At 45.3% G+C, this 23566-nt stretch carries 19 protein-coding genes, 1 pseudogene and 1 CRISPR repeat array; of the genes and pseudogenes, 16 read left to right on the top strand and 4 right to left on the bottom strand.

Annotated elements, in window-relative coordinates; translation table 11 throughout:
- The first annotated feature begins 105 nt into the window (after window positions 1-105).
- The 5 genes from V7K49_RS08850 (at window position 106) to mutS (ending at window position 4237) form a co-directional block, all read left to right on the top strand.
- Window positions 106-456, top strand: a complete 351-nt coding sequence (locus V7K49_RS08850; RefSeq protein WP_335205262.1) for a hypothetical protein — start codon at window positions 106-108, stop codon at window positions 454-456.
- On the top strand, window positions 456-776 hold the full coding sequence (locus V7K49_RS08845) for an AAA family ATPase (protein WP_335205261.1): 321 nt from the start codon (window positions 456-458) through the stop codon (window positions 774-776). Before V7K49_RS08850 ends, V7K49_RS08845 begins: the two co-directional genes overlap by 1 nt.
- Complete coding sequence (locus V7K49_RS08840; protein ID WP_335205260.1) at window positions 776-973, top strand: hypothetical protein; 198 nt, start codon at window positions 776-778, stop codon at window positions 971-973. The genes V7K49_RS08845 and V7K49_RS08840 overlap by 1 nt, the downstream gene beginning before the upstream one ends.
- Window positions 966-1481, top strand: a complete 516-nt coding sequence (locus V7K49_RS08835) for a DUF4276 family protein (RefSeq protein ID WP_335205259.1) — start codon at window positions 966-968, stop codon at window positions 1479-1481. The genes V7K49_RS08840 and V7K49_RS08835 overlap by 8 nt, the downstream gene beginning before the upstream one ends.
- A gap of 101 nt (window positions 1482-1582) precedes the next feature.
- A complete protein-coding gene (mutS, locus tag V7K49_RS08830) occupies window positions 1583-4237 on the top strand; it encodes a DNA mismatch repair protein MutS (protein ID WP_335205258.1) in 2655 nt (884 codons plus the stop codon).
- Window positions 4238-4550: 313 nt separating this feature from the next.
- Window positions 4551-5017: direct repeats of the CRISPR family, unit length 39 nt; unit sequence CTTTCAACTCGCCTCTAGCTGGGAGGAGTGTTGAAACTT.
- Window positions 5018-5474: 457 nt separating this feature from the next.
- On the opposite strand, the gene cas12k is transcribed toward mutS, so the two are convergent.
- Window positions 5475-7382, bottom strand: coding sequence for a type V CRISPR-associated protein Cas12k (gene cas12k / locus V7K49_RS08825; RefSeq protein WP_335205257.1), 1908 nt, complete (start codon window positions 7380-7382; stop codon window positions 5475-5477).
- Window positions 7383-7450: 68 nt separating this feature from the next.
- Between cas12k and V7K49_RS08820 the strand changes: the two genes are divergently transcribed.
- Complete coding sequence (locus V7K49_RS08820; protein WP_335205256.1) at window positions 7451-7879, top strand: MerR family transcriptional regulator; 429 nt, start codon at window positions 7451-7453, stop codon at window positions 7877-7879.
- Between the two features lie 171 nt (window positions 7880-8050).
- Here the strand turns inward: V7K49_RS08820 and V7K49_RS08815 are convergent.
- A pseudogene (locus V7K49_RS08815) lies at window positions 8051-8332 on the bottom strand (IS701 family transposase); the annotation flags it as partial.
- A gap of 327 nt (window positions 8333-8659) precedes the next feature.
- On the opposite strand from V7K49_RS08815, the gene V7K49_RS08810 reads away from it, so the two are divergent.
- From V7K49_RS08810 to V7K49_RS08780, 7 genes are all read left to right on the top strand, one after another.
- Window positions 8660-10690 (top strand): S8 family peptidase, encoded by a 2031-nt coding sequence (locus V7K49_RS08810; RefSeq protein ID WP_335205255.1) that lies wholly within the window; start codon window positions 8660-8662, stop codon window positions 10688-10690.
- A gap of 316 nt (window positions 10691-11006) precedes the next feature.
- The gene (locus V7K49_RS08805) at window positions 11007-11213 is read left to right on the top strand and encodes a DUF5837 family cyanobactin class RiPP (RefSeq protein WP_335205254.1); all 207 of its coding nucleotides are present in this window, start codon (window positions 11007-11009) and stop codon (window positions 11211-11213) included.
- 424 nt (window positions 11214-11637) lie between these two features.
- Window positions 11638-12024 (top strand): four helix bundle protein, encoded by a 387-nt coding sequence (locus tag V7K49_RS08800; protein ID WP_335205253.1) that lies wholly within the window; start codon window positions 11638-11640, stop codon window positions 12022-12024.
- 115 nt (window positions 12025-12139) lie between these two features.
- Window positions 12140-12370: a cyanobactin biosynthesis system PatB/AcyB/McaB family protein gene (locus V7K49_RS08795; protein WP_335205252.1), complete on the top strand. Its 231-nt coding sequence runs from the start codon at window positions 12140-12142 to the stop codon at window positions 12368-12370.
- A gap of 204 nt (window positions 12371-12574) precedes the next feature.
- Window positions 12575-14509: a LamG-like jellyroll fold domain-containing protein gene (locus V7K49_RS08790; RefSeq protein ID WP_335205251.1), complete on the top strand. Its 1935-nt coding sequence runs from the start codon at window positions 12575-12577 to the stop codon at window positions 14507-14509.
- Between the two features lie 155 nt (window positions 14510-14664).
- On the top strand, window positions 14665-14871 hold the full coding sequence (locus V7K49_RS08785) for a type II toxin-antitoxin system HicB family antitoxin (protein WP_335205250.1): 207 nt from the start codon (window positions 14665-14667) through the stop codon (window positions 14869-14871).
- Between the two features lie 129 nt (window positions 14872-15000).
- Window positions 15001-15216: a DUF5837 family cyanobactin class RiPP gene (locus V7K49_RS08780; protein ID WP_335205249.1), complete on the top strand. Its 216-nt coding sequence runs from the start codon at window positions 15001-15003 to the stop codon at window positions 15214-15216.
- 32 nt (window positions 15217-15248) lie between these two features.
- On the opposite strand, the gene V7K49_RS08775 is transcribed toward V7K49_RS08780, so the two are convergent.
- Window positions 15249-16067, bottom strand: a complete 819-nt coding sequence (locus tag V7K49_RS08775; protein ID WP_335205248.1) for a transposase — start codon at window positions 16065-16067, stop codon at window positions 15249-15251.
- Between the two features lie 37 nt (window positions 16068-16104).
- On the bottom strand, window positions 16105-16887 hold the full coding sequence (locus V7K49_RS08770; protein ID WP_335205247.1) for a DUF4058 family protein: 783 nt from the start codon (window positions 16885-16887) through the stop codon (window positions 16105-16107).
- Between the two features lie 112 nt (window positions 16888-16999).
- On the opposite strand from V7K49_RS08770, the gene V7K49_RS08765 reads away from it, so the two are divergent.
- The 3 genes from V7K49_RS08765 to V7K49_RS08755 are packed head-to-tail and all read left to right on the top strand — an operon-like array spanning window position 17000 to window position 23088.
- A complete protein-coding gene (locus V7K49_RS08765; RefSeq protein WP_335205246.1) occupies window positions 17000-19279 on the top strand; it encodes a TOMM precursor leader peptide-binding protein in 2280 nt (759 codons plus the stop codon).
- 4 nt (window positions 19280-19283) lie between these two features.
- Window positions 19284-20675, top strand: coding sequence for a SagB family peptide dehydrogenase (locus tag V7K49_RS08760; protein ID WP_335205245.1), 1392 nt, complete (start codon window positions 19284-19286; stop codon window positions 20673-20675).
- 52 nt (window positions 20676-20727) lie between these two features.
- Entirely contained in the window at window positions 20728-23088 is a 2361-nt protein-coding gene (locus tag V7K49_RS08755; protein WP_335205244.1) for a S8 family peptidase, read from the top strand.
- Window positions 23089-23566 lie beyond the last annotated feature (478 nt).

Below are 23566 nucleotides of genomic sequence, written 5' to 3'. Positions count from 1 at the left end.
AGATGTTGAAAATCTTCCTCTTTTACTAGCATCAGGGACTTTGGGCAGATTAGCAACTAAAGGCGCAATTGAAAAGAGCCTTTCTGATAATAAGTAAAATGAGATATGAGAAAGCTTTTGATTATTGACACATCCATACTTTGCGTCTACTTAGGTGTACCCGGTAAAGAGACTTGTGGCTCCGATAATGATAAATGGAATAAAAAAAGAGTTGAAGCCCGTTTTCAGGAAGAAGAAAAACAAGGTGCAAAGTTTATACTACCAATAGCAACAATTATAGAAACTGGTAATCACATTGCACAAGCTAACTCTAAGCGATATGAAATTGCTCAAGCTTTCGGTAATATTTTAGTGAAAGTAGCGGATGGAGTTATACCTTGGGGAGTTTTTGAAACTCAAGTGGGTGAACTTTGGAATTCCACACAATTGAAGCAGTTAGCTACTGAATGGCCTTAATGGCTTTACTGCTTGACCCAACTCCACCACCACTTATTTGTATTGAAGAACCAGAGATTGGTTTACATCCAGATATTTTATCCACTATTGCCGAAATGTTAATCGAAGCATCACAGAGAACACAATTAATAGTTACAACTCATTCTGATGCTTTAGTTTCTGCTTTAACTGAATATCCCCAATCAGTAATAGTTTGTGAGCGAGATCAAAAAGGTAGCCATCTCCACCGTCAGGAACCTGATAGATTGAAAAGATGGTTAGAAAAGTATAGCCTTGGCGATCTCTGCCAGATGGGTCAAATTGGTGGAAATCGTTGGTAATGAACATATACATTTACATTGAAGGTGCTGGAGACGAAGATGATATTGAACTGCTACCTAGACAACGCCCTGGCTTCCGTAGTGGGATCAGAAGTGGAAAAGAAACCATAACTGGACTACGCCAAGGTTTTATAAAATTTTTCAAGAACTATATGATATTGCTGGTGAAAACATTAAAATATTATCGTTATGTGTAGCTCGCGGAGTGATGCTTATGAAGATTTTAAAATTGCTTTAGAGTCTCAACCAGAAGCTTTCAATGTTTTATTAATTGATGCTGAATCTCCAGTTGATTCAACTCTTACACCTTGGGAACATCTGAGAAATAGAACAGAAGATCACCCTTGGATTTTAGATGCAGTCAATTTTGAAGATGAACAGTGTCACCTAATGGTACAAACAATGGAAGCGTGGTTTATTGCTGATATTGATGCTTTAAAAGAGTTTTATGGTGAAGGATTCAGGGAAGATGGAATCCTTCAGGGAATGACACGATATTGTAGCGTAGAAACAGTTTCTAAAGGTACTCTGAAAGTATGGCTTGAGGCAGCTACTCGCCATACAGAGAAGGGCAAGTATCATAAAACAAGACACGCTCCGAAGCTTTTAACGTTCTTGAATGTAGCTAAAGTTCGCCAAGCTTCGCCATACTGCGATCGCCTCTTTACCACACTAGCTGCAACAATGGGTACATCAGCAAGCTAATATAACGAAGAGTAAAAAATTCTTGAGCGATCGCTATTCATCTCTAACATCAAGCTATCATCAGATATTGGGGAATTTCCGTGCGTAACCCAATAGCATCTATGACCGCTTCTCACTCTGAAACTCCATCTAACAAGCCTGACGCGAGTACTTTTATTTCCGACCATCGACAGGTAGACCGCAGTAAGCTAAGTCAAATGTATCTGCACTATGTCGAGACGAAGGATAAATATCCTCACGCAGTATTGCTGTATCGCGTAGGAGATTTCTTTGAATGCTATTTCCAAGATGCTGTAAAACTAGCGCAAGAATTGGAATTAGTTCTCACTAGTAAGCAAGCTGGGGAACAGGGACGAGTGGCAATGTCTGGTGTTCCGCACCACGCTTGGGAACGCTACACAACGATGCTGGTAGAAAAAGGCTATGCAGTCGTAATTTGCGACCAAGTGGAAGATGCTTCTGAAGCTGCTGGTAGATTAGTGCGGCGGGAAGTAACGCGCATCCTGACTCCTGGGACTTTGCTAGAAGAGGGAATGCTCAAATCAAGTCGCAATAATTACTTAGCAGCAGTAGTAATTGCCGCAAATCATTGGGGTTTAGCTTATGCAGACATCTCTACAGGGGAATTTCTCACGACTCAAGGTAGTGATTTAGAACATCTGACACAGGAATTAATGCGCTTGCAACCTTCAGAGGTGCTGGTTCCTACAAATGCGCCGGATTTGGGTAGTTTGCTACGTCCAGGAGAAACTTCACCCCATCTTCCCCAGTGTTTGCCAACATCATTTTGCTATAGTTTGCGATCGCAAGTTCCCTTTTCCCAAAGTGAAGCTAGACCGAGGTTATTGCAGAAATTTAAGGTGCGATCGCTTGAAGGACTCGGTTGTGATCATCTTCCCCTCGCCGTCCGGGCAGCTGGTGGTCTTCTGGAATATCTGGAAGATACCCAAAAGGAAAACCCAGTTTCCCTCCAGAAACTTCGTACTTACACAGACAAAGACTATCTAATTGTTGACAATCAAACTCGTCGTAACCTGGAAATTACCCAAACAGTCCGGGATGGTACTTTTCACGGTTCTCTACTCTGGGCACTAGATAGAACTAGTACAGCGATGGGTGGGCGTGCTTTACGGCGGTGGTTATTGCAGCCACTACTCGATATTAAAGGCATTCGAGCGCGGCAAGATACCATCCAAGAATTGATGGAAAATACGCCCCTGCGTCAAGATTTGCGGCAGTTGTTACGCCAAATTTATGACCTGGAACGACTCACAGGAAGGGCGGGTTCTGGTACAGCTAATGCTAGAGATTTAGTAGCTTTGGCAGATTCTCTCTCCCGCTTACCAGAATTATCCCACTTAGTAACTGAGGCGCGTTCTCCTTTCCTCAAAGCTTTGCAGAAAGTCCCAAGTGTGTTGGAAGAATTAGCACAAAAGTTACACGCGCATCTTGTGGAGTCGCCACCCATACTAATCAAAGAAGGCGGATTGATTCGCCCTAGCGTGAATTCCCTATTAGATGAAAGGAAAGCGACTGTAGAAGCAGACCAGCAATGGATTGCCAATTTAGAAGTTGATGAGAGGGCTAATACGGGAATTTCGACACTGAAGGTAGGATTTAACAAAACTTTTGGTTATTATATCGGTATTTCCCGCACCAAGGCTGACCAAGTACCCGCTAATTACATCCGCAAGCAAACCCTGACGAATGAAGAACGCTACATCACCCCAGATTTGAAGGAACGAGAAGCCCGGATTCTCACGGCGCGAGATGATTTAAATCAGTTGGAATATGAGATTTTTACGGCGTTGCGGCAAGAGGTAGCACAAGAGGCGGAAGTAATTCGCAATCTGTCTCGGGCAGTGGCGGCGGCAGATGTGTTATGTGGTTTGGCTGAGTTGGCGGTGCATCAAGGTTACTGTCGTCCAGAAATGTTGCCAGGAAGGGAGATAAACATTGTTGATGGGCGTCATCCGGTGGTGGAACAGTCTTTGCCTGCGGGTTTCTTTGTACCGAATTCGACTCAATTGGGAGGGGAAGAAACGAACCGCAATCGCGAAGCGTCTCACAGAGAAGACGCAGAGGACGCAGAGGAGAAGGAGAAGAAATCCACCACTCTTGCTCTTTCTTCCTCTGTTACTCCTGATTTAATCATTCTCACTGGGCCAAACGCGAGTGGCAAAAGTTGTTATTTGCGTCAGGTGGGATTGATTCAGCTAATGGCGCAAATTGGTAGTTTTGTACCAGCTAGGTTTGCCAAATTGGGAATATGCGATCGCATTTTCACCCGTGTAGGTGCAGTGGATGATCTTGCAACTGGTCAATCTACGTTCATGGTGGAGATGAATGAAACTGCAAATATTCTCAACCATGCCACATCTAGGTCGCTGGTATTGTTAGATGAAATTGGTCGGGGAACGGCAACTTTTGATGGTCTTTCCATTGCTTGGGCGGTGGCGGAATATATAGCAGTGGATATTCGGGCGCGAACGATTTTTGCGACTCACTATCATGAGTTAAATGAACTAGCTAGCATTCTGCCGAATGTGGCTAACTATCAGGTGACGGTGAAGGAATTACCCGACCAAATTATCTTTTTGCACCAAGTCCAACCAGGAGGTGCTGATAAGTCTTATGGGATTGAGGCGGGAAGATTGGCGGGTTTACCAGCGGTGGTGATTCAACGAGCAAAACAAGTTATGGGACAAATTGAGAAACACAGTAAGATTGCGATGGGGCTGCAAAATCTGGATTGATTTTGTACATTAACTAATTATTTGTCACCGTTAACAGATTAATGTCATTTTTAACAAATTAATGTCTATATTAACAAATTTTTTGTCTTCAAATTGTGTTGGCTAACTATTAATAAAATAATCTCATTAAACTTTTCAGGGTGATGTGTTATGTGACGTATAAAACTTGGCACATGACAACACAGCTTTTAAAGCTCACGCTGTGTTTAACTTTTCTATTCTCAATTTGCCCCATCTTTCAACCCACCCTACTCTGACATTACTTTTGAAAATCAAATTTAATTGATTGATTGATTAATTGACTAACTCCACTCTTTCAACTCGCCTCTAGCTGGGAGGGGTGTTGAAACACTGTGTGGCTGCGTTCTGTGACTTCGCCAGCTTTTACTTTCAACTCGCCTCTAGCTGGGAGGAGTGTTGAAACCTTTTCGTACAAGCTCTCCACTGAGAAATTGACGCTTTCAACTCGCCTCTAGCTGGGAGGAGTGTTGAAACTTGTCGGTGTGAGCATCACCCACAATCCAGAACTTTCAACTCGCCTCTAGCTGGGAGGAGTGTTGAAACTTAAAGGAAGAAGGATTACCAAATTATGTCGATCTTTCAACTCGCCTCTAGCTGGGAGGAGTGTTGAAACTTGTAGAGATTCTGTTAGCTGTTCCATTGGTTCTTTCAACTCGCCTCTAGCTGGGAGGAGTGTTGAAACTTTAGCAATGATTAGCTGAGTATCTAGCTCTCTTAAGCCTTTCAACTCGCCTCTAGCTGGGAGGAGTGTTGAAACTCTGCGCTTCAAACCCTTGATTTACCAATAGTTATAAAGGCATTTTTGTCACGTCTCCCAAAATCGCCCGTCAGTTAATAATTAAAAAAGAAATCAACTGACACATTAAAGGCTATAAACCTTATTAAACAAGCGATTTAAAGTTTTGGCAGGAGTCCCAGGGAAATCGCCCCCGCTTTACCATGCCAAAAAATAATTAAGGTGGGTTCCTCCTTGGTCGGAGGTGATTCAGTAGCCACCACTGCGGTAAACCCGCACCTCTATTACTGGGGGCGCACCTAATTCCTATCCACAAGGGACAGCAGCATCAAGGTGGGCAGCTACCAGGGTCAGAAAGCAAGACTGTTTAACAGCAGTCAAACTAACCCAAATTTACACAGCACAGAGGCTTGTAACAAGCATGAACTGCGGCGCTATTGAATATTCTTATTCTATTATCAAGGTTCGGTGTTTTGTCAATCAGTTTATTTTGCGGGAATGGTAAGCAGCGATCGCTAATTCTTTCGCTTTCTCCTGTGGACTACCTCGAATCGGCTGTTTTGACTCCTCTATGACAATTCCGGTTTTAGCCGCTTGACTTTGAACGATAGAAATCAATCTACCGTAGCTCCATTGATGGACGCTAACTCGATATTGTTTGGCATATTGTTTTTGGACTTCTAGTAATTCTGATTTTTGCTCGGCTTTGGCTTGAATTTCACTCTGAACTTGCTCTCGCATATTGTCCAACTTAGGTAGAACAATACTTCCAGCAGAGTAAGTTTGAGCGATCGCAATAATCTCTTTCGCCAGTAATCTATCAATATATTCCCCTAACTCCGATTCTCCAAATTGATTTGGTGCAGCAAGCGTTTGAGCTACTTGGCGTTGATGGGATAAAGAGTGCTTTTGCTGTCGCTGTCGATTTAGCAGTTTGTAGTTCTCACCAAGTATTTGTCTGATGCTGCGATAGGTAAGGACTTTACCTGTAGTCCCGTCTACTATTGCTACTGTTGCAGGCTTTTCTAAACCAAGGCTAACACCGACAAGAATATGAGATTGACCTTTATATAAAGGTTTAGTGGGTCGAGGGAAAGAGTTATCAATTCTGTCTAGGGTGGAGTTTTTCCGCTTTATATGGTCTTGCTGTTTTTCATTGAGGTCGCCTTTGGCTTTTGTATTGGTGATAGCTTTAGCGATTTCTTCGGCTTTCTCTTCCCTTACTTGATTGGTTCCTTCAGTCGTCCATAGGCGGGTATCCACAGAACAGTAGAGGGTTAAGTGGTTAACCTTCCAAAGATCGCCTTTACCTTCTTCTTCTTGCCAAGCAATACACCCACTACGTAGGGTGAACAGGCTGCTAGAGAGTTGGGTTTTGCTATTTTTCTTAATTTGTTGATCTTCTAGGAAGCGTTTAAACCAGTGGAGTTGGCGAGAGTCACAATAGACTTGAAAGCTATGCTTACCCAGTCCGTTGAATTTTACACAGATGCGCCCAAACTGGTTTTTAAACCAAGTCATGTCTTCGCTGCTTCCGTAAGCTACCGGGAAAGGTACTTTGCTAGATTGCCTTAAAAGGCTGTCTTGCCAAGATTTCGCCTCGGTTTCATTTTTTGGAACGTTATGAGTGGCAACGACAAGAGTTTCTAACCATTTAGCATCGGTTAAATCTCGTCCTTTGGGAATTCGTGTTTCTAGCTGTTCTCTGAGGCGTTCAATCTGAATTTCAAGTTTACGGCGACGTTGAGCAAATTTTTTAGCGTCTTCCTCTTTCTCGTTGATTTTGCAACCATTTTTCAGCAGATAGCTGATAGCGCAATGAGTCAAGTTGTCTTCTGCATTGCCGTAAGCCTCAAATAAGTTCTTTGATAAAGTGTCACTAACTGAATTTTGAGATTTTTTGCGCTTTTTAGCTTTTTTCCCATTCGTTGATTGAGTTTCAGTAGTATTGACAGGAGTAAGTTGAGCCAAAATTTCAGCAGCTTTAATGCGAAGACTATCTAAGCTGACACCACTGGCTTCTACCAATTCAATATCACTGTTGAGCATTTCCAACCAGCGAATTTTACCTTCTAGTTGGTACTGTGATCGCTTCATTAGCGCAAACCATGATTTATATATGTAGTTCACCAATGCGATCGCACTCGCGTAAAACCGTCCAGGCTGACCAATGAAGCGAGGATCAGTTTTCAAAGGTTCGCAGAGTTGTTTCACAACATCAGTAGGGTGTTTACCCTTTTGTCGCCAAGTTTCAAACTCTGGGTGTTGACTTACCTGACGCAGTAGTTCATTAATCAGTGGCGTATTTAGCTGTGCCATCAACTCCCATAGTTGGTGGCGTGATGACTCTGAGGCTACAAGACGACACTGAATAGTGATTTGACTCATCGTTTTAAAACAATACTGTCTAATACTAACACATTTGTATTAAACAAGTCTTCTGTAAAATAAATTGTATGCAGGAGACATTTTTTACAAGCAAGGAAGCTGCTGAAATCACAGGCTGCACCCTCCGTCAGCTACAGTATTGGCGAGAAAGGGGGGTGATTGTTCCTGTCATCAGTGAGACTGGAACTGGACGTAGTATTTATTACTCAAAATCAAACTTGCTAGAATTGGCTGCAATGTCATATTGGTTATCTGTGGGGTTAAGTTTTGACATAGCCAGCACCACGCTGAAAAAGCTGAAAGACCAAGAGCCGGACCTATTTATTTCAGGTAAAGGTAAGCGGTTTATGCTGTTGTCAGACGCACAGAAGCGATCGCTTGAACTTGTGGAGTTTGACAGAAAGAAGGCGATCGCATCTTTAGATGCAGGTAAGCCTGTAATTCCGGTATGGTTGGATGAGATTTATCAGCAGTTGGCGGTTAAGTTGGACAAGTAAACGATGAAGTCAAGAAAAATAATAAATGAGTAATGAAGCGAATACTTGCCGTAAGTATGTAGAGCTAAAGTTAAAGGATGCAGGATGGGAGAGAGAATCCCATGCTTACTATGAGCAGTATTACTTCAATGATTGTAAGATTCGCCCGAAAAATAAGCGCCAACCTCGTGGCAATTGATTTAATCTTCGGATTTTTAATTCATTTACTGACCAATCTGAATTTGCTATAAGATGTAATGACTGAGCAGAGTTTATACTTACTACTTTAGCAATTTCTGGTAATGATTTTATTTTTATTGGTGAGATTATTCCCAAGTGCAAATATTTGAAGCACTTATAATTTCTTACTTCTTTAAATAAGTCTTGATATTCTGCACAATATTCATCTAAAATCGCAACTGTTGGATGGGCATCTCTTGCTAAATGTTTCAAGATTTGTAATTCTACATCCATTATCCTACCTACCTTCCAGAGTTTTTTCTTTTAATCCTTTTATTCAGAATAAGTAAGTCAGCGTTAAAAAATTAACCTATGTGAGGAAATGTAAACTCAGCGAACAGCTTATAAATGTGTAATTCTACAGTAATTACAAAACTAAACATAGATAGGTTTTATCGTGCCGACTTACTTACTCGGAAAGTGAAAGAAGAGGGCTAATAGTACATTTTGAAGTACGGAATGTCAGATATAAATATTGTAAAGAGGGATTGTTAAAAGCACCTTAGCATGGTGTGATTTAGTAAATATAAAAAAGCTGACAGCCCACGATCGCTCTAATGAATGAATCTTTTAGCTCTTGAGCCACTATGGGCAAAAACCTCTGGTAGCCCACAAATTTGCATTGCTTTACTCGACGGACTGATTGATTTAAAGCATCCCTGTTTCCTGGGAGCAGACTTGACCGTGCTACCGACGCTGGTTAGTGGGGAGGCAAATCCTGATGGCGCGATGTCTCTGCATGGCACTCATGTTGCCAGTATCATCTTTGGTCAGTTGGGTAGCCCTGTCAGGGGAATTGCCCCAAAATGTAAAGGTTTGATCGTTCCGGTGTTTGCAGATGAAGGACGGCAGTTGTCTCAACTCGATTTAGCAAGGGCCATCGAGCAAGCTGTCAACGCTGGGGCGGACATCATTAACATTAGCGGTGGGCAACTCACCGATGAAGGTGAGGCAGAAGGGTGGCTGAAACGAGCCGTGCAGCAAGCCTTAGAAAAGAATGTGCTGATTGTGGCAGCAGCAGGCAATGATGGCTGCGCTTGTTTACACGTTCCGGCAGCCTTGCCCGCAGTGTTAGCGGTTGGGGCAATGGATGATCTGGGTAAACCGATCGCCTTTAGCAACTGGGGCGAAACTTACCAGGCGCAAGGCATTCTAGCACCTGGAGAGAACATCTTGGGCGCACAGCCCGGAGGTGAAACAACTCGGTTGAGCGGGACAAGTTTTGCTACACCGATCGCAACGGGAGTGGCAGCGTTGCTATTAAGTTTACAAAGAGAGCGGGGCGAAACCCCCAATCCGCAAAAAGTTAGGGCAGCACTATTAAATACTGCATTACCCTGTTCGCCTGCCGATACCCCCGATATACCTCGTTGTTTGGTTGGCAAACTCAATATCTCTGGAACTCTTGAATACCTGTTTGGAGGAACTGTGTCAGATACTTTGTCAACGGTTGTGGCTTCTGGCTGCGGCTGTGGAGAAACCCAAGAAAGCCAGATCGAATCATTAGATAGTCGCACCGTTGATGATTTAATGAATGTTGCACCCCTCACGCAGACAGGTACAGCCCTGCAACCTGCCGCAGCCCTTGCTGCCGTATCTGTACAGTCTGAATCGGCTGCAAGTTCAATTGCTGCCTCAAGCCCGGTTTCAAGAGCCACCACCACTCACTCAAGGACTCAAAGCGTACCCACCATGACTTATTCTGCATCGAACTTTGTTACTGCTAGTCAGGCTCCCAGCGAACTCGCTGAGAGTCAACTTGTTTATGCCTTGGGTACGCTTGGCTATGACTTTGGTTCTGAAGCAAGGCGAGACTCTTTCAAACAATTGATGCCTGCCTATAGTATTGGTGGGATTATCGTGCCAGCGAACCCCTATGATGCACGGCAGATGGTGGATTACCTGGCGGCAAGTCCTTCGGAATCGCGATCGCTCATTTGGACATTGAACATCGAGTTGACCCCAATTTATGCGATCGAGCCACAAGGAGCGTTTGCGCGAGACACCTACGCCGTCTTGCAAGAACTATTGGCAGGGCAAATTCAGGCAGAAATCAGCCCAGAATATGTCGAACGGGTGAGTATTCCGGGAGTTTTGACCGGGCGCACCGTCAAGCTTTTTTCTGGGCAGGTGGTGCCGTTGCTGGCACCGCAAAATCCGCGAGGCATGTATGGCTGGAAGGTGAATACACTCGTATCTGCCGCCATACAGACAGTGCAAACTACCGTCGGAAATGCCCAAGAAGACGCGATCCGGCGCACGTTGGGCAGTTTCCTCAACCGGATTTACTACGATTTACGAAATCTCGGCACCACGTCTCAAGATCGGGCGCTCAACTTTGCGGCGACTAATGCGTTCCAGGCGGCTTCTACTTTTGCTGAAGCGGTGGCAACAGGGATGGAACTGGACAGCATCAATGTGGAGAAAAGCCCCTTCTGTCGGTTGGATAGCGATTGTTGGGATGTGAAGCTGAAGTTCTTTGACCCAGAAAACAGTAAGCGTGCCAAGAAAGTGTTCCGGTTCACCATTGATGTCAGCGATTTGATTCCGGTGACACTGGGCGATGTGAGAACTTGGTCTACACCATATTAGGGAACGCAGGGCAGGGTGTAGGGGGAAAATTACCTGCTAGGAGTTTATTTCCCCAATTGTCCAAATCTTCCACTACCTGTCCAATATCAATCAGAATATGCGACATGGAACACAATTCTGGATAGAGTTCTATTATTCTATCAATCTTGATTGATCGCTCTCACCTGGAAAAGAGGAGTAGGGGCAGGGGGCTTTCTAGCAGGGGGAAAATTATCTATCACTTCTTCTCATTCTCCTCACAAAGTGGTCAGACCCACCGACTGAGCAAAGGATCGACAACGGGACATCCACAAACTACACACATGTGAAACATCTTATGAACCACAAAAATTTAATGCCCCAAGCGGCACAACCTGTCAACCGCATCACCACTGGACAACTGCCGGATGTACTGGCTGAACTCTCAGAAGAAGCTTTATTCCAACTCGGTGAAGATGCCAGCAATCATAGTGCATCAGTACTAGCCTCCGCGCCATGTGTGTGGTTGTGTGGTTGTTCTTATGACGGAGATGACACGGAGTAAGTTCCTGCTCTCCCCTGGACTTCTTTTCCCCTCAAAACTGACTTTGTTCCCGTCTAGGAGCCTGGTTAGCCCGGATGAATTGCTCGGTAATTGCCTTCACGACGGGGGTTTCCGAGGAGCAGGGGGAGATGAAGGTTGGGTTGAATTGACTGACTTGTTAGTTCGATTGTGTCCACTCCTTCCATCTTTCCTGCTCCTCCTGTCCCCTTTGAAGTCTAAACCAGCTAGGAGTTTATTTCCCCAATTACACTTTCTAGCTGGCTTACTTTTCGGGTTGTAGCGTTTGCAAAATCCGCGATATTTTCGAGCGCATTCTTCCAAGTTGTTGCCTAATTGCAAAAAAGCTGGATGCCACTGGGTTAAGCCATCATTGGTTAGCTGGTTACCGAAGAGGAAAGGGGGCAGGGAGCAGGGGGCAGGGAAAATGGAAAAGGAACCAATTAAAAGTCATGAAGACTTGGAAGTATACAAAATGGCATTTGATGTTGCCATGAAAATCTTTGAACTGTCAAAGAAGTTTCCCGTGGAGGAGAAGTATTCATTGACCGATCAAATTCGTCGTTCATCTCGTTCTGTTTGTGCAAATCTGGCAGAAGCATGGAGAAAGCGCCGTTATGAGGCAGCTTTTATCGCTAAATTGAATGATTGTGAATCAGAAGCGGCAGAAACCCAAACTTGGCTTAAATTCGCAGTTAAATGCGGTTATCTAAACATTGAAACAGGCAGAGAAATTTATGGAACTTACAACCGAGTTTTAGGCATTCTAGTGACCATAATCAACAATCCATCCCCCTGGCTCATAAAACGCTAATTATCCCCCTGCCCCCGGCCCCCTGCCCCCTTCTCGGCATAATGATTAAGAATATTCACTGGACGTTTTGGATCATCCCATCCACAACACGCCGCAATTCACTAAAAACCCAACTATGAAACTTCCCAAACAATCCCCTCCCGTCAAACGTCCCGATTTAATCCAGCCGCATGAAGCCGTTGATGTGGTTCACGGCAGTGTGGAAGAGTTGGTTAACATTCGGATGAAATTACTGCACGGCGCAAACTTTAACGATCCGGCAGGATTTGAGTACCGCAGCTATAACCAACTCAAAACATCTGGCTGTGGTTGCTTTCACACTTTCGCTGCGGGGACGTTCCTCTAAATTTTTCTCTTGAGGAACCACGATCGCAAAAACGAAACAAAACAGCCCAAAATTAGCTGTTTCTACTCTGTGCTGGATTTGGATAGAGAGGGAGATTATGTCGATTGTAGCAATTTTGCCCACTTGAATTTAACCTCTATGACTCAAAAAAGCTCCCTTTGATACCAGAAAACTTATTTTCACCAACTAGTTTTGAGAAACATTATGGCTGATAATACCGTTAAATTTGGTGACACCTTTTATCTCAAGCATGCAACAAATCAATACCTTGTTGCTGTCGATCGCGGGCAATACAACTTTCCCCAGTTAGGAAACACGGGAAAAGTGACGCTTCAACTTGTAGGTAACGAGGGTGAGGTGGTAAAATCACAAAGTCGCATCAAAATCAAAACTACAGAATTAGCAACAGGTAATAATGACATTTTGGGGGCTTTTACCAATAGCCACGATTGCTACTATTGGCAAGATGGCTATGATGAACAGAAACAGAGCTGGTTGATTACTAAAGTTTCTGGAAAGAAAGGTGCAATTAGCTATGATGAGCGGGTTTACCTCACCAACTGTTCCTACAATAATCAAAAACTGTGTGCTGATACTGGCTCTGTTGGCTACATTACAACTGCGGAAGACACTAAAGATTGGTGGATTCTAGAAAGGGCTGAATCTGTGTCTTCTGATTCTCCTGCGGCTCCCTCCGATCAAGAAAGCTCATCTTCACCGACTGCATCCGAAAGTTTACCAAGCCAACCCGCAACCGCCCCCCCGAATGTCGCACCCAGTCCGGCTGCACTAACTCAACCATCAGATACCGCGATCGCTCCTGCCGTAATCAATAGCAATTACCAAGAAACTTGCACCGACATCTCTATTCTGGGAGATGTACTATCAGCCACTTGCAGAAAACGTGATGATTCACTCAACAACACCTCAATAGTCTTGAAGGGAATTGAAAATATTGATGGACAATTAACAATAATTGACCCTAACAAGCCTAGTAATTACCAAGGAAGTTGTAGCGACATCTCTGTTCAGGGAAATCTACTATCAGCCACTTGCAGAAAGGGGGATGGTTCACTCAACAAAACCTCAATAGTCTTGGATGGAATTGAAAATATTGATGGAAACCTAATATATAAAGGGTTGAGTGCCATTGAGCAGCCGAGCGAACCTGCAAGCGCCTCACCAAATATCTCACCCAGTCCCTCTCCAGTATTACCTGAACAGTTTATACCGATCGAACAATCTGGAACCTTGCCAGAACCTGCAAGCGCCTCACCCAATGTCGCACCCAGTCCACCTCAACCCTCTGGAGAATCAAACCCACCTGTAACGCCAACTCCGGCGATCGCTCCACCCATCCCCCCTGTGAGATTGCAGGGTAGCCAGATGGTGTTAGTGCTTGATGAAAAACATCAGGGGATCTCTGCTGGTGGCGGAGCGCTAAAACCGCAAGGAAACTTTACAATCGAAGCCTGGGTGTATCCTGCCACGAATGCCGGGAAGCAGGTGATTTTTGCCGATGGGGAAACGCTGTTTTATCTGGAAGGCGGCGAATTGAAGTTTCAAACTCCCCTCTCTAGTGAAGCGATCGCTTCGGTGGGTGCAGGCATCACATCTGGAAGCTGGTATCATGTTGCAGTGACACGGGCAGGGAGTCGTCCCGGCGATACAAAGCTTTACATTAATGGGGTACACAATGACAATCAAAAGGCAATTTTCCCAGTCTTATCGTTTGGCAATACCTATTTAGGTGGACAACCAGACGTGCCAGACTCCCGCTTTCAGGGCAAACTGCTGGAGGTGCGGGTGTGGCGGTATGCGCGAAGTCTGGCAGAGATTGAAGCGAATCGGCTGTACCCGATGACTGGGCGAGAACTGGGCTTAGTGCGCTATTGGTCTTTGAATCAAACAGTCGGGTCAATCCTGGCCGATAAAACATCCAATCGGGCAGTGGGAACACTCAGCGGTGATGCCGTCTGGGAGGAAGTGGAGATTCCTTTGAAGCTGAAGCTTGACCCCCAAGAACGGCTGACGCGATCAACCGGATTGGAAGATTACGGCTACTGGTTTAAGGAGATGGCAAAACAACAGAAAACCGAGGCAGATCCCCCATTTCGGCGGGGGCGGATTTGGGTATAAGATGAAGCGATCGCCTCTGGTCTGTTCAATATCTTTCGGTAATCGCTTTCTCTTTCCTAAGTAAATATTGGGCTTTTTAGGGATTTTAAATGGTTGCTCTATTTACGCCGTGGCGTACTAGAGGAACTGGAGCAGTTACAGCAAGGAGATTCAGAATGAAATATAGCATTTTGATTCAGTGGTCTAAGACCGACCAAGCATACGTCGCTAGTTCACCTGAGTGGGGGCAATACGCTCGAACCCACGGTGAGACCTATGAAGAAGCCCTTGAAAATGCCAGGGAAGTTTTAGAAGACCTGGTATATGGCTACGAGCAGACAGGGAAACCGCTACCAGAACCACAGACACTCCAGGTAGCCTAGCTATCTCGCCCTCTCCCCGTCTGTACACAATCTTATTTAACACGCAAAAGCGGTCAGACCCACCGACTGAGCAATGGCTCGACAACGGGACATCTACAAACGAAAAAAGGAAAAAAGGAAAAACATCTTATGGATAACAAAAACTTGATGCCCCAAGCGGCACAACCCGTCAACCGCATCACTACTGGACAATTGCCTGCTGAACTGGCTGAATTGTCAGAAGAAGCCCTGTCCCATCTGGGTGCGGATGCCTCTGGTAGTAGTGCATCAGTACTAGCCTCAGCCTCTATATTGTTTGAAATGGGGGGGTGTAGATGTTCTTATGACGGAGACGACGCGGAGTAAGTTCCTGCTCTACCCCGGAATCAATTTCGACTTCACTTCTGCCTTGACTCCCCTCGTAGAGCCTGGTTAGCCCGGATGAATTGCGAGGCTTTTGCCCTCACGACGGGGGTTTCCGTTACCTGGCACCTCGCAGGTGGAGATGAGGAAGCGGGAGAAGATGAAGGTTGAGTTGAATTGGCTGATTTGTTGGTTCGATTCCTTTCACTCCTTCGCTCGTCTCTGCTGCTTATGGTTCCCTTGAGGTCTAAGCCAGATAGGAGTTTAGTTCCCCAATTACACTTTCTAGCTGGCTTACTTTTCGGGTTGTACCGCTTGCAGAACCCTCGGTATTTCCCGGCGCAGTCTTCCAAGTTGTTGCCAAGGGTTAAGAATGCTGGATGCCACTGAGTTAAGCCATCATGGGTGAGTTGGTCATAACTGCCATAGTTGCTGAACTCATAAAAAAATCCCGATCGCATTTTTGCAGCTTTGGGGTTTCCGTGAATGTAGCGCAGTGTGTTGAGTGCCCGTTCCTTATCTGATACGGGAAAGCCATCACAAAAATATCGCTTCTCCCAAAAGTGCCCCGTGCGCTTCTGCATCCGATTAAAGCACATCGCGGTGTACCAGTTGAGGAAGTGCATGATTTTCGGCAAATCATTAGGTTGAGTCGGTTCAATCAAGTAATGTATGTGGTTTGACATGATGCAGACGGCATACAGCTTAAACTTGAATTTGTCAAGAGCTTGCTTGATGGCATAAAGAAACACTTCCCGGCATTCCCACCGTTGCAGTTTAAATTCTCGGTTGTTGCACCGAGTTGTGATGTGATAAGTCTCTCCAATTTGGAAATTTCTTGGTTTTCTCGACATTGCTAGTTTCAGTAGAAAATTATTTACGCCGACCTACTTACCTCAACCCCTGCTGTTGCAACATCTCATTCACCCAAGCCATATCCGGTTCTGACAAAGCAGGAATTGGGGAGCGGCTGTAATCAATCCTTAAGTCATAGCTTCCCTGATCATAAATATCATCGAGCAATCGCTTGAGGTCGATGGTTGGTTCTGGTTCATTAGCCCTTAACGGTACTGGAAATTCAGGAATCCTATCTTGCAAATTAAACCCATAAAGAGCAGCCCTCGGACGAGTTTCGCTATGACTTACCACAATCCGATAGTGACTTGGCAAAAAATCTCCGACCATTGGCATCGAATTTCCCTGGCGCAACAAATCAATTTCAACCAAATGAGTAGCACTACCTAAAATCTTTAGCCGCTTTGTTTCGTATTGCAACCGCCCGATTCCCACCTGTTTATTTTTCGGAGAAAGCACCTCAATGATGGTCACGACTTCCTCAGTTTCCACAGCGCGAATTTCTAAGTATGCTTCTGTCAAAATTTCTGGCATCGGTAGCAACACATCCATCGGCATTGTTGGGGAAACAACCGCAAGATTGGATTCAGTCGGTCGGGCTAAAGAGAGCGAACTTTGCACCGAGACATCTGGTACACCCACCAGCAGAGCCGTGTCGCCATTCACCTCATACACACGCTCCTCGATTGCCACAATGTACTTCGGGCGAAGCTTGGGGGCGAGGTGATTAGCGATCGCTCTAATTAACCGATGGTGGATTCCTGCCCACAGGGAAGGATGCTCTAGATAAGGATTCATACCGGGAAATGGAGAAGGCATAAAAAACTCCTAAAGCGATAAACCCACTTAATTCCTATTTTAAATACCTAACTGTAAAAAGCTAAAATCTTTGCTCAACGTTGTAAAATCACTTTCTTCGCCAATGAAAACAATGAAAATTCCTCAAATTAAACCTCATTTCCGTGTCGAAATCGTTGAACCCAAAAATGTCTATTTACTGGGTGAATATGCCACCTACGCGCTGACAGGTAGCCTCTATTGCCAGATTATCCCTCTGCTCAATGGTCAATACACCCTAGAAGAAATTATTCAAAAGCTAGATGGACAAGTCGCACCTGAGCATATTGAATATGTCCTCGATCGCCTCGATGCCAAAGGCTACCTCACCGATGCCGCCCACAGCCTCAAGAGCGAAGCTGCTGCATTTTGGAGTCTGCTAGGTGTAGATCCGCAAGTAGTGAGCGATCGCTTACCGAATACACAAGTATTAATTAAAACTGTTGGAGCCATTGACGCGCAACCTTTGGTTGAGTCATTACAAGCGATTGCTTTGGCGGTGCAGCCGTGGCAGCCTGACGCACCCAAGCCCGATTCGACTTCTCTACTAGTAGTCTTGACAGATGACTATCTGCAACCAGAACTTAGCCGCATCAATCAGAAAATGCTGCAAACTCAGCAACCCTGGCTACTCGTCAAACCGATTGGCGGAATGCTTTGGTTTGGTTCCGTCTTTCATCCAGGGGAAACAGGATGTTGGGAATGCCTTGCCCATCGACTCAACGGGAACCGGGAAGTGGAAGCATCCGTTTTGCGGCAGAAGAAACAGGAACATGGGTGTTTACCAACTGCTGTTGCTGGGTTGCCTTCGACTGTACAAACTGCGATCGCACTAACCACTACTGAAATTGCTAAATGGCTGGTTAAGCAGTGCATCCCAGAATCAAAAATTCAGACATTGGCAGGAAAAATCATCACGCTAGATCAGACAAATTTCACTTGTCATACCCACACACTCACCCAGCGTCCTCAATGTCCCGCCTGTGGGAATCCCGATTTAGTCAGTCAACAGGTCAAAAGTGCGATCGCCCTTACCAGCCGCAAAAAGCTATTTACTCAAGATGGCGGACATCGCGCCTTTACACCAGAGCAAATTCTGCAACGCTATGAGCATTTGATTAGCCCGATTACCGGAGTCGTCAGCGCTCTAGTGCGGGTTTCTGACCCCAACAATCCCTTTGTGCATACCTACAGCGCCACCCATGCCTTCGGTACTTCTTCCAGTCTGAACAAGCTACGAAAATCCTTAGCACACAAAAGTGGCGGTAAAGGTAAGAGCGATCGCCAATCCCAAGCTAGCGGTTTTTGTGAAGCAATAGAACGCTATTCTGGCATCTATCAAGGGGATGAACCTCGAATTAATTCTCAGTTGGCTGAGTTGGGCGATCGCGCTATTCATCCGCAAGAGTGTTTGCTATTTAGTGATACTCAGTATCAAAACCGGGAGGAGTTGAATCAGAAAGCGATCGTCGATCATGACTGGATTCCCAAACCCTTTGACGAACAGCAAGCGATCGATTGGACTCCTGTATGGTCATTAACTGAGCAACGGCACAAATACCTCCCCACCGCCTTTTGTTACTATAATTACAAACTGCCTAAAGAGCATCGCTTCTGTTCCGCCGATTCCAACGGCAACGCCGCCGGAGGAACCCTAGAAGATGCGATTTTACAAGGATTTTTGGAACTGGTAGAGCGAGATAGTGTAGCGATTTGGTGGTATAATCGCTTGTCCCGTCCCAGTGTGGACTTCGCCAGTTTCAACGAACCTTACTTATTAGATTTGCAGAATTGGTATCGGAGCCAGCAACGCGAACTGTGGGTGCTTGATTTAACCACAGACGTGAAAATTCCCGCCTTTGCCGCCGTATCTCGCTATATTGGTGGCGGTGACGAACGCATCATCGCCGGATACGGAGCGCATTTCGACCCGAAAATTGCCATTTTACGAGCCGTCACCGAAGTCAATCAAATTGGATTTGCTGTAGACCAGCAAGATTATTCAACTCCTTCAGACTCCGCCTTATATCATTGGTTTACCCAGGCAACCTTAGCTAATCAGCCTTATCTCGCACCTTGCAGTCAGCAAAGTACGAAACTATACACAGATTACCCGCAGCAATGGAGTGATGATATTCATCAAGACGTTTTAACCTGCGTGGAAACAGCCAGACAAGTGGGGCTAGAAATGCTGGTGCTGAACCAAACCCGCCCCGATATTGGCTTACCTGTTGTCAAAGCGATCGCCCCTGGTTTACGCCACTTCTGGTCAAGATTTGGGGCTGGACGGCTGTATGATGTGCCTGTGAAACTGGGATGGCTGACTACCCCCTTGACCGAAGACCAAATGAACCCAATGCCAATGGTATTTTAATAAGATGTCCGATTTCTTCACCGTTTCTTTCCGCCCTGACATCTCCCTCACAACTGAAGGCGATCAACTCACACTGCAATCACCTCAACACCGCCTGACATTATCACATCCTCAGCCAGGATTGAGAACTGCCTTAGAACACCTCTTGCATTCTACCCAAACTGTTTCACAACTCCAAGCTGTGATTGCTGAATTGGATGGCATCGAAGCCAGTTTAAATTTTGAGTTTGAGTTGCAAAAGCTAATTAGCCTCGGCTGGATAAGTCATTCCGTTTTACCGTTGGCAACTGCCATTGCGATCGCCGAAAATTATCAATTTGTTGCACCTGTTTTTGATTGGCAACAGCCTTTGATGCTGTCTCGTTTTGCCTTTCTGCGTCAAGAAAACCAACAGTTTGTTTTAGAATCTCCCCTATCCATTGCCAAAATTATTCTGCTAGATTGGCGGGCGACAGCCTTAATTGGCAAACTGGCTGAAGTTGATGTGTCAAACACCCTCTTAACTTTAGCAGATGCGCTGATTGATGCAGAGATAGTGAAAGCGTTCATGCAATTGCTCATGGCAACTGGGATGATTGCGTTAGAACCCGAAAGTAAAGCCTTATCCCAATGGAAATTTCATAACCTGCTGTTTCATCGCCAAACTCGTTTACAGCGATTAGACGAGCCGAGTAAATCGGAAATTCCTCAATTCGAGGATCATGAGCAATTTCCTATTGTGAAATCGCCCATGAGCGAACAAGTAATTTCCTTAGAGAAACCTAACCTAGAAGCCTTAGCCAAAACCGATATTTCACTGACGCAGGCGATCGAATCCAGACAATCGATTCGGGACTACGACGATCAGCCCATTACATTATCTCAGTTAGGAGAGTTTTTATATCGCTGTGCCAGAGTCAAAGAGGTTTACACCCTTGAAGATGATCCTATGAACATTGGAGAATGCACAAAACGTCCCTATCCCTCTGGCGGTGCATTATACGAATTAGAGATTTATCCAGTAATTAATCGATGTCAGGGATTAGATGCAGGATTATACCACTATCAACCCCTATCTCACACTCTGCACGCGATCGCGGATTGGCATCCAGAGGTTGAAGCTTTAATTTTCGATGCCTGGAAAGCAACTGCACAACAGGATATTCCGCAAGTTCTTTTAATTGTGACTGCTAGATTTGGGCGGCTATTTTGGAAATATCATGGCATCGGTTATGGTTTGATTTTGAAACATATTGGTGTTTTGTATCAAACATTTTATCTCGTTGCCACTGCCATGAAATTAGCTCCCACTGCGATCGGTGGCGGTAACTCCGAACAGTTCGGCAAAGTTGCCCAACTCAACGCTTATGTTGAGTCGTCAGTTGGAGAATTTATGCTGGGTTCGCTGAAAAAATAAAAAGCCTTGCTCAAAATATTTCCTCAATAAATTATTAAACCTCTAAATTCCTATGCCTGATTTAATTACGATTCCTGGTTTTGCCGAACTCCAAGCCCTCACACGCGGCGATTCCCGCATCAAAATTGCTGTGCTTGATGGCCCTGCCGACCTTGATCGCGCTTGCTTTCGCGGTGCAAACTTGAGTAGAGTCAATCCCTTTTGGCAACAGACACTAGAGCCTATTGATCCGATCCATATCCAACAGGAACGTCAAATTCGGGCGTTGACGGACAAGAAAAAGGCTTTAAAAAAGGCATTGAAGCAGAGCGAAAAGGAGAATGCAGGGGATAGCAAAGCGAATCAAATTTCGCCATCCATCGCTCAAGTTACACCGTCGAATCCGGTGCGATCGCATGGTTCCATCACCAGCATCTTCAATGCTTTACTAGAAAACACAGATGCTCCAGTAATGGAGCAATATCGCCAGTTAAGCACCTCCAAACAGCAAAAACCACGGTTCGGCTCCGCTCACCGACCACTGAAACCAGAAATATCTTCAAATATCAATTATGCTGCCGCAATTGCAGCATTAGAGGCAGAGATCAAAGCCTTAGAAGACAAAATTCCCAAACCAGTGAAAGAACGTCTAGGGGGTATCTTCCACGCGACTGGCATCTTTGCCACGATGTTCGGGCAACCTGGTTCTCCCGTTGAAGGAGTTGCTCCCTACTGCACCGCCATTAACATTCCCCTGTTTGAAACAGCAACTAGCGATGAAGCTCTATCTCCCCTGAACCTGGCTCATGCTTTTAACCTAGCATTGGAATTGGGGGTAAATATCATTCATTGTGCCGCCTGCCACCCCACTCAAACCGGGTTTGCCCACGAAATGATCCAAAAAGCGGTGAAACAATGTCAGGATAATAACATTCTGATTGTGGCTCCCAGTGGCAATAACAAAGGCGAATGGTTTTGCGCTCCGGCGATTTTACCGAATGTTTTAGCAGTGGGCATGATGAAGGACAATGGGCAACCCGCAAACTATAGTAATTGGGGCGGACAGTATCAGGAACAGGGCATTTTGGCACCGGGGGAAAACATCCTGGCGGCAGAACCAGGCACCGATGAACCTGTGCGGCAAGAAGGCACTAGTTTATCGGCTCCCCTAATGACAGGTATCTCTGCGTTGCTGATGAGTCTGCAATTGCAACGTGGCGAACAACCTAACGCTGAAGCGGTGCGGATGGCTTTTCTCAACAGTGCCATTCCTTGCGATCCGAAAGAAGTGGAAGAACCAGAACGCTGTTTAGCCGGGAAATTAAATATTCCTGGAGCCTATCAATTACTGACGGGGCAACCCTTGTCTAGCGTTCAACCTACTCATCCTGTCCGTCCACAAATCGTTCTGCCAGCGATCAGCAATTCTTTGCCAGATAGTTACGAATCTGTAGTAACAGACTTTTCTCAACCCAAAAGTGAGATTCACACTTCTGCACCCACTCAACTGATTACCGCCTCAGCCACACTTGCAGACATTCCCCCCTCTCCCCCTCTCCCCCTCTCCCCTTCCACCATCACTAAGAGCGCCGTCTCCAAAAAAGTCTACGCCCTCGGCACCCTCGGCTACGATTTCGGCACCGAAGCCCGCCGCGACACCTTCAAACAACGGATACCTGTGGTCAGCATCAATGGGGTATTAATTCCCGCCAATCCCTACGATGCCCGCCAGATGGTTAATTACCTAGAGTTAAGCCCCACTGAAGGTAAATCCCTAATCTGGACGTTGAACCAGGAACTCACCCCCATTTACGTGCTAGAACCCCAAAAGGCTTTTGCCAGTGAAATCTATGCCGTCTTTGCGATGATGCTGGCTGGACAAATTCAGCCCCAATCCAGCGATGATTATATTGAGCGAGTCAGTATTCCCGGCAGTCTAACCGATCGCACAGTCGAACTCTTCTCTGGTCAAATTGTCCCTGTCCTCGCCCTACCGAACATCCGAGGAATGTATGGCTGGCAAGTCAACTCCCTTGTGGAAGCAGCCGCTAACACTGTTAGCCCTGAAGCCAGCGTTCCTGATGGTGTGGCAATGCGGCGTTCCCTCAAGAGTTTTCTGCATCGTATTTACTACGATCTGCGAAACTTGGGACAGCTAGACCGCGATCGCGCTCTTAATTTCGCCGCCACCAATGCCTTTCAAGCTGCTTCTACCTTTTCTGAAGCGATTGTTAGTGGCATGGGATTAGAAAGCATCGAAGTTGAAAAAAGCCCCTTCTGTCGCCTTAACAGCAATTGCTGGGATGTGAAACTCAAGTTTTTCGACTCCGAGAACAGCAGTCGCGCCAAGAAGGTATATCGATTCACGATCGACGTTGCCAATATTATGCCAGTCACGTTGGGTCAAGTGCGATCGTGGTCAGTGCCACGTTAGGGACTTCCAAAGAATAAAATATTTCAAAAAAAACAAAAGACAGCATCTTGATAATAATAATAATCATTAATAGCAAGTATATTTACTGATTTTAGCTGTGGTAGCTTGATATTGCCGAGAAAATGGTGTTGCTTAATTGAGGGCTAAGTTAGGCAATCGCCACTGAGATTTTTTTGTGAACACTATCATGCCAGCAATACAATTAGAAGAGGTTTAAAATTTTGAAGAGTTTATCAAACTCTTGTTACATAAAGCTTTCTATAAGTGCGATCGCATCCTTAAAAATAAGTCAAGCTGTAATACCTGTTTGTTATAAAGTTATGGTGCGCTGACTCCCATTACTGCATTATCAATTAAACTCTTTCTCGTGATCGCTCTTGCTCTCTATAGAACCCATTTGGGATCTATAAAGTAGCTAATCTTCGGAGCATAAGTCTGACAAAACAGAGATGAATTTTAGTGGTCGCATTTTCTAAAG

The sequence above is a fragment of the Nostoc sp. genome (assembly GCF_036919675.1).
In the GTDB taxonomy this organism is placed as follows: domain Bacteria; phylum Cyanobacteriota; class Cyanobacteriia; order Cyanobacteriales; family Nostocaceae; genus Nostoc.
Note: the sequence above shows the minus strand (reverse complement) of the source record. Positions and strands in the feature narration are given on the sequence as shown.

Coding starts and splice junctions, on each gene's coding strand:
- V7K49_RS08850 (WP_335205262.1), top strand. CDS start 106: ATGAGAAAGCTTTTGATTATTGACACATCCATACTTTGCGTCTACTTA.
- V7K49_RS08845 (WP_335205261.1), top strand. CDS start 456: ATGGCTTTACTGCTTGACCCAACTCCACCACCACTTATTTGTATTGAA.
- V7K49_RS08840 (WP_335205260.1), top strand. CDS start 776: ATGAACATATACATTTACATTGAAGGTGCTGGAGACGAAGATGATATT.
- V7K49_RS08835 (WP_335205259.1), top strand. CDS start 966: ATGTGTAGCTCGCGGAGTGATGCTTATGAAGATTTTAAAATTGCTTTA.
- mutS (WP_335205258.1), top strand. CDS start 1,583: ATGACCGCTTCTCACTCTGAAACTCCATCTAACAAGCCTGACGCGAGT.
- cas12k (WP_335205257.1), bottom strand. CDS start 7,382: ATGAGTCAAATCACTATTCAGTGTCGTCTTGTAGCCTCAGAGTCATCA.
- V7K49_RS08820 (WP_335205256.1), top strand. CDS start 7,451: ATGCAGGAGACATTTTTTACAAGCAAGGAAGCTGCTGAAATCACAGGC.
- V7K49_RS08810 (WP_335205255.1), top strand. CDS start 8,660: ATGAATCTTTTAGCTCTTGAGCCACTATGGGCAAAAACCTCTGGTAGC.
- V7K49_RS08805 (WP_335205254.1), top strand. CDS start 11,007: ATGAACCACAAAAATTTAATGCCCCAAGCGGCACAACCTGTCAACCGC.
- V7K49_RS08800 (WP_335205253.1), top strand. CDS start 11,638: ATGGAAAAGGAACCAATTAAAAGTCATGAAGACTTGGAAGTATACAAA.
- V7K49_RS08795 (WP_335205252.1), top strand. CDS start 12,140: ATGAAACTTCCCAAACAATCCCCTCCCGTCAAACGTCCCGATTTAATC.
- V7K49_RS08790 (WP_335205251.1), top strand. CDS start 12,575: ATGGCTGATAATACCGTTAAATTTGGTGACACCTTTTATCTCAAGCAT.
- V7K49_RS08785 (WP_335205250.1), top strand. CDS start 14,665: ATGAAATATAGCATTTTGATTCAGTGGTCTAAGACCGACCAAGCATAC.
- V7K49_RS08780 (WP_335205249.1), top strand. CDS start 15,001: ATGGATAACAAAAACTTGATGCCCCAAGCGGCACAACCCGTCAACCGC.
- V7K49_RS08775 (WP_335205248.1), bottom strand. CDS start 16,067: ATGTCGAGAAAACCAAGAAATTTCCAAATTGGAGAGACTTATCACATC.
- V7K49_RS08770 (WP_335205247.1), bottom strand. CDS start 16,887: ATGCCTTCTCCATTTCCCGGTATGAATCCTTATCTAGAGCATCCTTCC.
- V7K49_RS08765 (WP_335205246.1), top strand. CDS start 17,000: ATGAAAATTCCTCAAATTAAACCTCATTTCCGTGTCGAAATCGTTGAA.
- V7K49_RS08760 (WP_335205245.1), top strand. CDS start 19,284: ATGTCCGATTTCTTCACCGTTTCTTTCCGCCCTGACATCTCCCTCACA.
- V7K49_RS08755 (WP_335205244.1), top strand. CDS start 20,728: ATGCCTGATTTAATTACGATTCCTGGTTTTGCCGAACTCCAAGCCCTC.